This is a genomic window from Sphingomonas sp. OTU376 (assembly GCF_038440415.1).
Classification (GTDB): Bacteria; Pseudomonadota; Alphaproteobacteria; order Sphingomonadales; family Sphingomonadaceae; genus Sphingomonas; species Sphingomonas kyeonggiensis_A.
Map to the genome: position 1 here is coordinate 1 of NZ_JASATQ010000102.1, position 11,351 is coordinate 11,351.

Here is an 11,351-nt window from a genome sequence, read left to right on the forward strand (position 1 = left end):
TTACCCCCCCCCCCCCCCCCCCCCCCCCCCCCCCCCCCCCCGGGGGGGCCCAGGGTTTCTCTGCCGTGTCGCTTGTGACCCTGGGCCCCGGCTTTCGCCGGGGAACTCAAGTGAAGCCAGCTGCGCATTCCGATCTCCGTTGTAGTCCGGAACGTCGCATGGCAGCCTGTCCGCCATGCCCGCCGCCCGGTCGCTCCGCACTGGCCCCGCCGCCCGCACCGCCGGCAAGCGCGGTTTCGCGAAGCGCGTCCTCAGCTTCGCGAAACGCGCACTTCCCCAAAAGCCGGTGCCGGGCTTCCCGCTGCTCTGGATCGCCTGCCTCGCCGCGGCCGCGCTGATGACCGTCACCGGCGGCTTCGGCACCGCGCGACTGCCGCTCCACACCCGCGCCGCCTTCTGGCTGCTGCTGATGGGCTGGAACGCGCTCAAATGGCAGCTGCTCTTCGCCTGGGGCGTCCGCAAGCCGACCGACTGGCCGCGCATCTCGCTGCTCGGCACGATCCCGCTCAACCTGCCCTTGCCCTTCGAGATCTGGGCCTGTGGCCGGCTGGTCGGCGTCAGCATGCAGGCGATGCCGCTCGACGTATGGGGCAGGGCGGCGGCGATCAGCGCGGTGATCTTCACTGTCTGCTCGGCGGTCGCCTGGATATTGCTGCGCCGGATGCGCCCGGTCCGCGCCCAGACCGGCCTGCTCGCCCGCGCCCGCATCGCCGCCTGCGATCTCGCCGCCATCGAAGCCGAAGACCATTATTGCCGCATCCACCGCCGCGACGGCACCAGCGCGCTGCTCCACTACCGCTTCGGCGATGCGCTCGAGGAAGTCGCCGGCATCGACGGCCTCCAGGTCCATCGCGGCGCCTGGGTCGCGGCGGAAGCAGTCGAAAGCGCCGAGCGCGACGGCCGCAAATGGCGCCTGCTGCTCGCCGGCGGCGGCAGCGTGCCGGTCAGCGCCACCTATGCGGCGGACGCGCGGGCGCGGGGGTGGTTGCGGGCCCGGGGGTAGTTACGGGCGAAGTGTGGGCGCCGTTTGATCGTCCCGGGCGATCAGTCCGCGCCGGCGCAGCCAGCCTTCTCCCCAGCCGCGAAGGTCCAGGAGGATCGGCTCCAGGGAGCGCCCCTCCTCGGTAATCGAATAGTCCACCCTTGGCGGCACGACGGCATAGACGGTCCTCTCCACCAGCCCATCCGCCTCCAGCTCCCGCAGCTGCTTGATCAGCAGCCGTTGCGAACAGTCGCCCAGCTCGCGCTTGAGCGCGTTGAAGCGCATCGTCCCCTTCATCAGATGGTACAGGATCATGCCTTTCCACTTCCCGCTGATCAGGTTCAGCGTGGCGTACATGGTGCAGCCGGGCACCTGATCATAATCGTGCAGCTTGGGCATGGCGAAGGCGGCCTTACAGTATACTTTTGAGCAGTATATGCTTTCGATTACCGTATTTTCAATTCAGCCTGCACTCTCAAATGGGCGTTCGAACGCGCCGTCCCGGTGCGTGATCTGGAGACGCCAATGCCCCGCATCGTACGCTTTCATGAATATGGCCCCGCAGATGTCCTGCGGATCGAAACGGTCGAGGTGACCGCGCCGGCGGCCGACGAGGTGCAGATCGCCGTGCGCGCGATCGGGCTCAACCGCGCCGAAGTGATGTTCCGCAACGGAGCCTATCTGCAGGAAGCGAATTTTCCTTCGCAGCTCGGCTATGAGGCTGCCGGTACGGTGAAGCGGGTCGGCGCGGACGTGACGGACTTCGCGGAAGGGGATGCGGTCAGCGTCATCCCCACGCTCGATATGTCGCGCTGGCCCACCTACGGCGAAGTCATCAACATTCCCGCCCGTCATGTCGTGAAGCATCCGGTTGGCCTGCCGTTCGAAAAGGCCGCTGCGGCGTGGATGCAATATGTCACTGCCTGGGGCGCCCTCATCGACCAGGCAAGGCTCGCCGCGGGCGATTTCGTGATCGTCTCTGCCGCATCCAGCAGTGTCGGCATCGCGGCCTTCCAGGTCGCCCGGAGCGTCGGTGCTACGGTGATCGCAACCACCCGGACCGGCGCCAAGGTGCAGGCGCTGCGCGAGGCGGGCGCGCATCATGTGATCGCGACGGCCGAGGAAGACCTGGCCGCGCGCGTGCGGGAGATCACTGGCGGCAAGGGCGCGCGCGTCGTCTTCGATCCGATCGGAGGTCCGGCCATCGCGCAGCTCGCGGAATGTATGGCGGTTGGCGGCATCCTGCTGGAATATGGCGCGCTCAGTCCTGATGCGGGCCCGTTTCCGCAGTTCGCCGTACTCGGGAAGAGCCTGACGCTGAAGGGCTATCTCTATACCGAGATCGTCGGTGACGACGCGGCCCTGGCGCGCGCGAAGGCGTTCATCGTCGAAGGGCTGGAAACCGGCAGGCTCGATCCGCTGGTCTCGCGAACCTTCCCGTTCGATCGGATCCAGGATGCCACCCGTTTCCTCGAATCCAACGCGCAGATCGGCAAGATCGTCGTCACGCTGGATTGATGGGGCGTTGGCCCGGGTTCGGCGTCGGTGCGTCGAGCCCGGGCCACGAGATCAATCCCGGCAATAGCCTTCGCCGGTCTTCACCGTCAGGCAGTCCTTCTTGCCCGCCAGGTATTTGAGCCCGGTCGCGTCGCCGTCGCTCGGGTGCAGGGTGAAGTCGCCGTCCGGCCGCTCGAAGGAGATACCCTCGCTCGATCCCTTGCCGTCAAAGCTTCCCTTGTCGTCGAGCGTGTACTGCATCTCCAGCTTGTACATGCCCGGGTCCTTGGCCTTGGACACGACCAGATAGGTGCCTTCCACGCCCTTCCAGCGGCCGACCCAGTCGTCGCGGTCCACCGGCTTGGCGCTCACTTCGTTCTTCAGGCTGGAAGCGCCTTCGCTCACCGCATTGGCGAACGAATCGCCCACCGCCACCGCGGCATTGCCCGCGGTTTCGGTGGCATTGGCGGTCGCGTCCGCCGCCTTGTCGGCGGTGTTGCACGCGGCGAGCGCCAGCGCGGGCGCCAGGATCAGCAGCGCGCGCATCAGCGAGTCGCCTCGTCGATCGCATTGCCTACATGCTCGGCGCGGTTGCCGATGTCGCTCGCGGTGTTGTCGAACGCATCGCCGGCATCGTCCGCGGCATTGCTCAGCGTGTCGCCCATGTCGTTCACGCTGTTCTCCAGCGAGTCGCCGGTGCGGTCGAGCGAATTGCTCAAATTGCTCTCCGCGCTCGGCGAACAGGCGGCAACACCCAGGGCCAGTGCCGGAAGCAGGGCGAAAATCGTCTTGCGCATCTTTCTCTCCGAATAGTCGGTCTAGCCAGCACGGTCCTTGCGGCGTAGGGGAGCGCGCATGTCGCACCGCATCGCTATCGCTTCGGACCATGCCGCCTACGCCATGAAGGCAGAACTCGCCGAATGGTTGCGTAACGAAGGGCATGAAGTGCTCGATCTCGGGACCAACGGACCCGAGAGCGTCGATTATCCCGACTATGGCTATCGTCTCGCCAAGGCGATCGAGGATGGCCAGGCCGACAAGGGCGTTGCGCTCTGCGGCTCGGGCATCGGCATCTCGATCGCGGTGAACCGCAACCCGCATGCCCGCTGCGCGCTCGTCTCCGAGCCGCTTTCGGCCAGCCTTGCGCGCCAGCATAACGATGCCAATGTCGTGGCCCTCGGCGCCCGCCTTGTCGGCATCGAGATGGCCAAGGCCTGCATCACGACTTTCCTCGCAACCGAGTTTCTCGGCGACCGCCACCAGCGTCGGGTCGAAAAGCTCAGCCATCCTGAAGGGACCCATGCATGAGCACCAACCCCGTGAACCTCGGCGCGCAGCCTGATGGCTATTTCACCCGCTCGCTTGCCGAGGCGGATCCGGCGGTCTTCGCCGGCGTGCAGCACGAGCTGAAGCGCGAGCAGTATCAGATCGAGCTGATCGCCTCGGAGAACATCGTCTCCAAGGCGGTGCTCGAAGCCCAGGGCTCGGTCTTCACCAACAAGTACGCCGAGGGCTACCCGGGCAAGCGCTATTACCAGGGCTGCCACCCGTCGGACGAAGTCGAGCAGCTGGCGATCGATCGCGCCAAGCAGCTGTTCGGCTGCGAGTTCGCCAATGTGCAGCCGCATTCGGGCGCGCAGGCGAACGGCGCCGTCATGCTGGCGATGGTCAAGCCCGGCGACACGATCATGGGCCTCAGCCTCGATTCGGGCGGCCACCTCACCCACGGCGCCCGCGCCGCGATGTCGGGCAAGTGGTTCAATGCGGTCCAGTACGGCGTCACGCCCGACACCCACCTGATCGACTATGATCAGGTCGCCAAGCTCGCCCGCGAGACCCAGCCCAAGCTGATCATCACCGGCGGCTCGGCCTATCCGCGCCATATCGATTTCGCCAAGTTCCGCGCGATCGCGGACGAAGTCGGCGCGATCTTCATGGTCGACATGGCCCATTTCGCCGGCCTGGTCGCCGGCGGCGTCCACCCGACGCCGTTCGGCCACGCCCATGTCGTCACCACCACCACCCACAAGACGCTGCGCGGCCCGCGCGGTGGCGCGGTGTTCACCAATGACGAGGCGATCGCCAAGAAGATCAACTCGGCGGTGTTCCCGGGCCTGCAGGGCGGCCCGCTGATGCACGTCATCGCCGCCAAGGCGGTTGCGTTCGGCGAAGCGCTCCAGCCCGAGTTCAAGGGCTACGCGGCGGCGATCGTCGAGAATGCCAAGATCCTCGCGGCCACGCTCAAGGAGCGCGGCGCGGCGGTGGTCTCGGGCGGCACCGACACGCATCTCGCGCTGATCGACCTGACGCCGCTGGGCGTGACCGGCAAGGACGCCGACGAGGCGCTCGAGCGCGCGGCGATCACCTGCAACAAGAACGGCATCCCCAACGATCCGCTGCCGCCGGTCAAGACCAGCGGCATCCGCGTCGGCTCGCCGGCGGGCACCACCCGCGGCTTCGGCCCGGCGGAGTTCCGCGAGATCGGCAACATGGTTGCCGACGTGCTCGACGGCCTCAAGAAGAATGGCGAGCAGGGCGACGCCCAGGTCGAGCAGAATGTCCGCGAGCGTGTCCGCGCGCTGTGCGAGCGCTTCCCCATCTATCCGGAGCTCTAAGGATTGCGCTGCCCCTTCTGCGGACATGAAGACAGCCAGGTAAAGGACAGCCGCCCCACCGAAGACGGGGCGGCGATCCGTCGCCGGCGCCAGTGCGAGGCCTGCGCCGCGCGCTTCACCACGTTCGAGCGCATCCAGCTGCGCGAGCTGACCGTCCTCAAGTCCGAGGACAAGCGCGAGCCGTTCGATCGCGACAAGCTGGTCCGCTCGATCTCGGTCGCCACCCGCAAGCGGCCGGTCAACGGCGTGCAGATCGAGAAGCTGGTCTCGGGCATCCAGCGGCAGCTGGAGACGATGGGCGATACCGAAATCCCCTCGCAGAAGATCGGCGAGCTGGTGATGCAGGGCCTCAAGGGCCTCGATTCGGTCGCCTATATCCGCTTCGCCTCGGTCTATAAGGACTTCCGCGAGGCCAAGGATTTCGAGGAATTCGCCGGCAATGTCAGCGAGGTCGGCAAGCAGTGAGCCAGCCTCCGGTCATCGTCCTCGTCCGCCCGCAGCTCGGCGAGAATATCGGCAAGGCCGCGCGCGCGATGCTCAATTTCGGGCTGGTCGAGATGCGCCTCGTCGCGCCGCGCGACGGCTGGCCCAACCCCAGCGCCGGGCCTGCCGCCTCGGGTGCCGACATCGTGCTCGAGAAGGCGCAGGTCTATGAGACGGTCGCCGATGCGGTGGCCGACTGCGCGCATGTCTATGCCACCACGGTGCGCAAGCGCGGCGTCACCAAGCCGGTGATGACTCCCGAAGAGGCTTCGCGCGAGATCCACCGCGAGGAAGGGCGCTCGGCGATCCTGTTCGGCCCCGAGCGCTCGGGGCTGGAGACCGACGACGTCGCGGTGGCGCGCACGATCGTCACCGTGCCGATCAACCCCGAATTCGGTTCGCTCAACCTCGCCCAGGCGGTGATCCTGGTCGCGTACGAATGGTCCAAGGGCGAGAGCCTCGCCCAGCCGACCCAGGAGGATCTCGATCCTCCCGCGCCGCAGGACGAGCTCGACGGGATGATCGGCCAGCTCGACGCGATGCTCGACGAATCGGGCTATTATTTCCCGCCCGATCGCGTGCCCTCGACGAAGCGCACCTTGCGCACGGTGCTCACCAAGCCGGGCTGGTCGTCGCAGGAACTGCGCACCCTGCGCGGCGTGCTTTCCGCCCTCGAAGGCAAGAAACGCCACCGTTCCGGCTGATACACAACTGCAACACACTTCTTCTTTTCGCATATGCGAAAGCGCGTTATGTTGCACGAATCTTTCGTAGCGGGAGGGGGTTCCGGTACGTTTCGTGTCACATCGGTCCGGTTCTGGTTGCTTGTGGGGCCTGGCGACTGGAAACCGGCCGGCACGGGCGGGAACGCCTTCCCCCTCGCAGTGGAGAAGCTGGATGAAGTTCGCAGTTGTGTTCGCGTGTGTTGCCTTCGCCGTTCCCGCCCTCGCCCAGCAGGCGACGCCGGCCCCGGCGGCGTCCGATGCCAAGCCCGAGAAGAAGATCTGCCGCCTGGTCGACACCACCGGCTCGATCATGGGCAAGCGCGAGTGCCACACCAAGGAAGAGTGGCGCCAGATCAGCGCCGCCAACGCCGAGAACGCCGAGCGCACGCTCGGGAATCGCCCGCGCGCGGGTGCCGGCGCCGGGGGCAATTGATCCGCGACGATCGATCGGCATTCCAGAGGGGGAATCCATGAAGTTGATCATGCTATGCGCGCTCGCCGTCGTCGCGGCGCCCGCCATCGCCCAGGACGCGCCCGCGGCCGAGGGCAAGTCGGACAAGAAGATCTGCCGCATGGTCGCACAGACCGGCTCGATCCTGCTGCGCAAGAAATACTGCCTGACCCGCGAGGAATGGGCCAAGCTCAGCGCCGCCACCTCCGATCGCGCCAATCGCGCGATGGATCAGCGCGGGATGGGCGGCAACGGCAGCTTCAACAAGGAATAGGCCGCCTCAGCGCTGGTCGAACGCCTCGAACTCATAGGCGATCGAGGCTTCGACCAGCGTTTCCCACATCGCGCCGATCGCCGCGTCGGGAATGCCCGCCGCGCGGGCATGGGCGCGGACATTGTCGATGACCTGGGCCTTGCGCGCCTCGTCGCGGACATGGCCGCGCTCGGGCTTGATGCGGGCGGCGGCGTCCATATAGCCGAAGCGGCGCTTGAGCAGCGCCACCAGCGCCGCGTCCACCGCGTCGACGCCGGCACGGACTTCGATCATCGTCGTGCAGGCTTCGGGGTCGAGTATCTCTTGCATGGCCGCTCCTTGGCCGGGCGGGGCGTCGCTGTCCAGCGGCCGCGCGCAACTTGACTCCGCTGCCCCCCGCCGCTAACGGCGCCCCTTCGCAATGGCCCCGCACCCCGGTGAAGCGGCGGCCCTGCCTCTCCTCGAGAGCAGCAGGCGGATACCGGGAACCACGTTGTCAGCGATTGCAAGGATTACAAATGTCGAAGCGTTCCAGCGCAAAGTACAAGCTTGACCGCCGCATGGGCGAGAACATCTGGGGCCGTCCGAAGTCCCCGGTGAACAAGCGCGAATACGGCCCGGGCCAGCACGGCCAGCGCCGCAAGGGCAAGATGTCGGACTTCGGCATCCAGCTGCGCGCCAAGCAGAAGCTCAAGGGCTATTACGGCGACGTCACCGAGAAGCAGTTCAAGAAGGCGTATGAAGACGCCTCGAAGATGAAGGGCGATACGTCGCAGAACCTCATTGGCCTGCTCGAGCAGCGTCTCGACATGATCGTCTACCGCGCCAAGTTCGCGCCGACGATCTTCGCTGCCCGCCAGCTGGTCAACCACGGCCACGTCCTGGTCGATGGCGAGAAGTGCAACATCGGTTCGCGCCGCATCAAGCCGGGCCAGACCGTGTCGCTCCGTCCGAAGGCGCAGGAAATGGCGCTGGTGATGGAAGCCCAGAGCCTCGCCGAGCGCGACATCCCCGATTACGTGTCGCCGGACGGCGCCTCGAAGATCACCTTCACCCGCGTGCCGACCCTCGACGAGGTGCCGTACCCGGTGAAGATGGAACCGAATCTCGTGGTCGAGTTCTACTCGCGCTAAGGTTCGCTTCCTTCGGGAACGAGAAAAGAGGGCGGTCCTTCGGGGCCGCCCTTTTTCTTTGCTCCCCTCCCCTCCAGGGAAGGGAGGTCCAACGGCCCTAGGGCTTCGCCGCCAGCCCCAGCGCCGCCCGCAGGAAGGCATCGCTCTTGTCGAGCATCTGGGTGCGCGCCTTGTCGTCGTCGAGCTGGTGGTCGAGCCCCTTGAACTCCACCAGTTCCACCGGCTTGCCCGCACCGCGCAGCCGGCTGGCCATCATCCGCGATTCGCCGATGCCGACATTCAGGTCCTGGTCGCCATGGAACATCAGCACCGGCGCCTTGATCTTCTGGACGTTCTGCGCGGGCGAGCCTTCCTTCACATGTGGCCCGCTGCCGATGAACTTGCTGACGATATTGTAGCTGGTGAAGCCCTGCGCCTCGTTCCGCAGCGTCTCCAGGTCGGTCACCGGTGCGATCGCCACGATCGCCTTGAACAGGTCGGGGTCGAGCGCCGGGCTCTGCAGCGCCGCATAGCCGCCATAGGACCAGCCGACGATCGCCAGCTTGCCCGGCGCGGCGATGCCCTGCTTCTCCAGCCAGCGCCCGCCATCGTTCACATCGCCGATCGCGGTCCGCCAGGACTGGAAGCCGTTCTTCTGGAACCAGCCATCGCCATAGCCGGTCGATCCGCGGAAATTGGGCTGGAGCACGGCAAAGCCGCGCGCGGCATAGAATTGCGCCAGCCAGTCGAAGCCCCATTCGTCGCGCGAACCCGGCCCGCCATGCGGCATCACGATCGCGGGCAGGTTCTTGCCGTCGCTTCCCACCGGCAGCGTCAGATAGCCGGGGATCTGGGTGCCGTCGGCGGCGGGGAAGGTCACTGGCTTGACCGATGCCAGCTTCGTCTCGGCCAGGGGCGGGCGCAGCGGCATGACCTCGCCCAGCTGCTTGCTGGTCTTGTCGTACAGATAATAGGTGCCGGGATCGGTGTCGCCGCCGGCGAACAGCAGCAGCTTCTTCTCGTCGGCGCTGGCATCGATGAAGGTGACCAGCGGCTTGCCGGGCAGGGCCCTGCCCAATGCGTTGCGCAGCTTCTGCAGCTCGGGATCGAAGAATTCGGTGGTCCGCTTGTCGGTGGCATAGCTCACGCCCACCACGCGGCGCTGCCGCCCGATCCGCACCAGCCCGTCGACATCGACCTGGGGATGCGCGAACACCAGCTTGCGGGTCAGGCTGCCGTCCAGCGCGATGCTGTACAGCGCGGATCGACCGTCCTTGTCGTCAAAGCCGTAGACGACATTGGCATCGCGATCGACGGCATAGGGATTGAAGCCCGAATAGCCGCCCCCGCCATCGCTCACCAGGTCGCCCAGCTTCTTCCAGTCGCGATCGCCGGCGGTGCGATACTGATAGCTGTAATTGCCGGTCAGCATGCCTTCGTTGCGCGCCTGGGCGAAGCCGATGATGCGGACATTGCCATGGCCGTCGCTGATATATTCGTTCGCGCCCCCGCGCGGCGACTCGACCAGCTTGCGCTTCAGCGTGGTCGCATCGACCAGCTCCACCGCCAGCCCCTCGCGCGCGTTCGCCACATGGCTGCCGGTCGAATATTCCGGCACGAACTCGCGCGTCATCAGCACCGATCCGTTCGATCCGTCCGGGCCCCAGTCGATGATGTCGCCGCCGGACTGGATGATGTCCAGCGCGGTTGCGCTGTCGCGCTGGCTCAGCAGCTTCAGGTCCGATCCGTCGGCGTTGAGCGACACCATCCGGGTGAAGGCCAGCTTCTTGTCGAGCTTCCCGATCATGTAGATGTTGCACACGAGCCGCGTCGTGCTGGCCCAGCGGCAGCTGGTGATCTGATCGGGATCGCCGCTGGAATTCAGGACCATCTTCGATTCGCCCGTCTCCAGGTTCGCCACCATCAGCGCGTCCCCCCGCCCGGAAACGGGCTGGAGCATCGCCACCTGGGTGCCGTCCGGCGACAGGCTGATCTGCTGGATGAACTCCCGCGCGCCGAATTTGCGCGCATCCTCGCTCTGGGCATAGGCAATGGCCGGCATGGCCGATGCGGCAAGCATTGCCGCACGAACGATAGTCTTCATGATCCCCCCGATAGTCGAACCGCCAGCCTAGCGGGTGCGCGGGCATTGGCAATCGGGTGATGGAACCGGCGCGATGTCGAAGCCGATCGGGCGGCGGCTTTCCGGAATCTACTCAATCTGGCGGAAAACCGTGCTTATCGCGCCAGGATTGACCCATTTCGGCGGCACCTCGCCTGACGCGGTCGTTCGGGCGCTGTAACAAATCCGCAAACAGGGTCTCGGGTCGCACGGGGCCGCACCGCATGTTGCGCCAATCGGCGTCGGGGGTGCTCTTGCTGCGCGTGTCGCGGAATCCGGGGGGATCCGCGCCCGCGCAAGAGTCCGGGGGGACTTGCTTTGGGATTGCTTCATCGGGACGCCGGTCTCGATCATCCGGCGCTGGCAGCGCTGCTTGCCCGGCTCGGCACCGCCGAAGCCATCGCGGTGCCGCGCTATCCGGTGCCCGGCAGCCGCCGCGGCCGCTGCTACTGGAATGTGCGCGATCAGGTGCGGTTGCAGGGCGGGTCGTGCGTCTTCGGCTGGATGCTGGTCGAGATACCCGGCATCGCGCTGTTCGGCTGGCATCATGCAGTGTGGCGCGCGCCCTCGGGCCAGCTCTCCGATATCTCGCCGCATCCGGTCAGCGGCTGGGGCGTGGGCGTCACCAGCTTCGCGATCGATCCGGTCCAGGATCATGCGCTCGATTGGCCGCCCAACATGCCCCAGCTGTTCGCGCCGCTGCTCCGCGCCGATCCGCTCGAGCGCTTCATTGCCAGCGAGGCGGAGGTCCACGCCCTGCGCCAGCGCTACCGCGATGCCGAGCGGCAGATCCCCTCGGCCACCTGCTTCGACGGCGAGCGGGATCTGATCATCCATGTCGATACGGTGGCCGACATCACTCGGCTCAAGAAGCTCGAGCGCCGCTACTTGCCTCGCATCCGCGCGGCCGAGGCCCGCCGCGACGCGCTGATCCCGGCGCTCACCCGGCTCCAGCACGAAGCGCTGGAACGCCTCGCCCATGCCGAGATCGCAGCCGACCTCGCCGCCGACGCGCTGCGCGCGGTCGGGGGGTAGCGAAAGCCGGGATCTCGGGCGAAGGCGGGCCAGCTGCTCAGCAGTTCCCCGGCGAAAGCCGGGGCCCAGGGTTTCG

Annotated in this window: 16 protein-coding genes; 11 read left to right on the forward strand and 5 right to left on the reverse strand. The window is 66.8% G+C overall.

All coding sequences use genetic code 11. The features are described 5' to 3' along the window. Positions 1 to 175: 175 nt before the first annotated feature. Positions 176 to 1,003 (forward strand): LytTR family DNA-binding domain-containing protein, encoded by an 828-nt coding sequence (locus tag AAHM44_RS23625; protein WP_342251526.1) that lies wholly within the window; start codon positions 176 to 178, stop codon positions 1,001 to 1,003. Here AAHM44_RS23625 and AAHM44_RS23630 read toward each other — a convergent pair whose 3' ends face one another. Next, positions 1,004 to 1,381 carry a winged helix-turn-helix transcriptional regulator gene (locus AAHM44_RS23630; RefSeq protein WP_342251527.1) on the reverse strand — a complete coding sequence of 126 codons (378 nt, stop codon included), beginning with the start codon at positions 1,379 to 1,381 and terminating at the stop codon, positions 1,004 to 1,006. A gap of 126 nt (positions 1,382 to 1,507) precedes the next feature. On the opposite strand from AAHM44_RS23630, the gene AAHM44_RS23635 reads away from it, so the two are divergent. Beyond that, complete coding sequence (locus AAHM44_RS23635; RefSeq protein ID WP_269573896.1) at positions 1,508 to 2,500, forward strand: zinc-dependent alcohol dehydrogenase family protein; 993 nt, start codon at positions 1,508 to 1,510, stop codon at positions 2,498 to 2,500. A 51-nt stretch (positions 2,501 to 2,551) separates the two neighbouring features. Here the strand turns inward: AAHM44_RS23635 and AAHM44_RS23640 are convergent, their stop codons facing one another. Next, positions 2,552 to 3,025 carry a hypothetical protein gene (locus AAHM44_RS23640; protein ID WP_269573897.1) on the reverse strand — a complete coding sequence of 158 codons (474 nt, stop codon included), beginning with the start codon at positions 3,023 to 3,025 and terminating at the stop codon, positions 2,552 to 2,554. Then, complete coding sequence (locus AAHM44_RS23645; RefSeq protein ID WP_269573898.1) at positions 3,025 to 3,276, reverse strand: hypothetical protein; 252 nt, start codon at positions 3,274 to 3,276, stop codon at positions 3,025 to 3,027. The genes AAHM44_RS23640 and AAHM44_RS23645 overlap by 1 nt, the downstream gene beginning before the upstream one ends. A gap of 58 nt (positions 3,277 to 3,334) precedes the next feature. On the opposite strand from AAHM44_RS23645, the gene rpiB reads away from it, so the two are divergent. The 6 genes from rpiB to AAHM44_RS23675 all read left to right on the forward strand — a co-directional run bounded on the left by rpiB (position 3,335) and on the right by AAHM44_RS23675 (position 7,027). After that, positions 3,335 to 3,787, forward strand: a complete 453-nt coding sequence (rpiB, locus tag AAHM44_RS23650; RefSeq protein WP_269573899.1) for a ribose 5-phosphate isomerase B — start codon at positions 3,335 to 3,337, stop codon at positions 3,785 to 3,787. After that, on the forward strand, positions 3,784 to 5,094 hold the full coding sequence (gene glyA / locus AAHM44_RS23655; RefSeq protein WP_184161281.1) for a serine hydroxymethyltransferase: 1,311 nt from the start codon (positions 3,784 to 3,786) through the stop codon (positions 5,092 to 5,094). The genes rpiB and glyA overlap by 4 nt, the downstream gene beginning before the upstream one ends. Before the next feature lie 3 nt (positions 5,095 to 5,097). After that, positions 5,098 to 5,559 (forward strand): transcriptional regulator NrdR, encoded by a 462-nt coding sequence (nrdR, locus tag AAHM44_RS23660; RefSeq protein ID WP_269573900.1) that lies wholly within the window; start codon positions 5,098 to 5,100, stop codon positions 5,557 to 5,559. Beyond that, complete coding sequence (locus AAHM44_RS23665) at positions 5,556 to 6,281, forward strand: RNA methyltransferase (RefSeq protein WP_342251528.1); 726 nt, start codon at positions 5,556 to 5,558, stop codon at positions 6,279 to 6,281. The genes nrdR and AAHM44_RS23665 overlap by 4 nt, the downstream gene beginning before the upstream one ends. A gap of 193 nt (positions 6,282 to 6,474) precedes the next feature. Further along, the gene (locus tag AAHM44_RS23670; RefSeq protein ID WP_269573901.1) at positions 6,475 to 6,735 is read left to right on the forward strand and encodes a hypothetical protein; all 261 of its coding nucleotides are present in this window, start codon (positions 6,475 to 6,477) and stop codon (positions 6,733 to 6,735) included. 37 nt (positions 6,736 to 6,772) lie between these two features. Then, positions 6,773 to 7,027, forward strand: coding sequence for a hypothetical protein (locus tag AAHM44_RS23675; protein WP_269573902.1), 255 nt, complete (start codon positions 6,773 to 6,775; stop codon positions 7,025 to 7,027). Positions 7,028 to 7,033: 6 nt separating this feature from the next. Here the strand turns inward: AAHM44_RS23675 and AAHM44_RS23680 are convergent, their stop codons facing one another. Further along, positions 7,034 to 7,336 carry a chorismate mutase gene (locus AAHM44_RS23680; protein WP_269573903.1) on the reverse strand — a complete coding sequence of 101 codons (303 nt, stop codon included), beginning with the start codon at positions 7,334 to 7,336 and terminating at the stop codon, positions 7,034 to 7,036. A 188-nt stretch (positions 7,337 to 7,524) separates the two neighbouring features. Between AAHM44_RS23680 and rpsD the strand changes: the two genes are divergently transcribed. Next, entirely contained in the window at positions 7,525 to 8,139 is a 615-nt protein-coding gene (gene rpsD / locus AAHM44_RS23685) for a 30S ribosomal protein S4 (RefSeq protein ID WP_184161264.1), read from the forward strand. Positions 8,140 to 8,236: 97 nt separating this feature from the next. Here rpsD and AAHM44_RS23690 read toward each other — a convergent pair whose 3' ends face one another. Beyond that, positions 8,237 to 10,222 (reverse strand): alpha/beta hydrolase family protein, encoded by a 1,986-nt coding sequence (locus AAHM44_RS23690; RefSeq protein WP_269573904.1) that lies wholly within the window; start codon positions 10,220 to 10,222, stop codon positions 8,237 to 8,239. A 73-nt stretch (positions 10,223 to 10,295) separates the two neighbouring features. Between AAHM44_RS23690 and AAHM44_RS23695 the strand changes: the two genes are divergently transcribed. Next, positions 10,296 to 10,421, forward strand: coding sequence for a hypothetical protein (locus AAHM44_RS23695; RefSeq protein WP_269573905.1), 126 nt, complete (start codon positions 10,296 to 10,298; stop codon positions 10,419 to 10,421). A 137-nt stretch (positions 10,422 to 10,558) separates the two neighbouring features. Further along, positions 10,559 to 11,275, forward strand: coding sequence for a hypothetical protein (locus AAHM44_RS23700; RefSeq protein WP_342251529.1), 717 nt, complete (start codon positions 10,559 to 10,561; stop codon positions 11,273 to 11,275). The last annotated feature ends 76 nt before the right edge of the window (positions 11,276 to 11,351 follow it).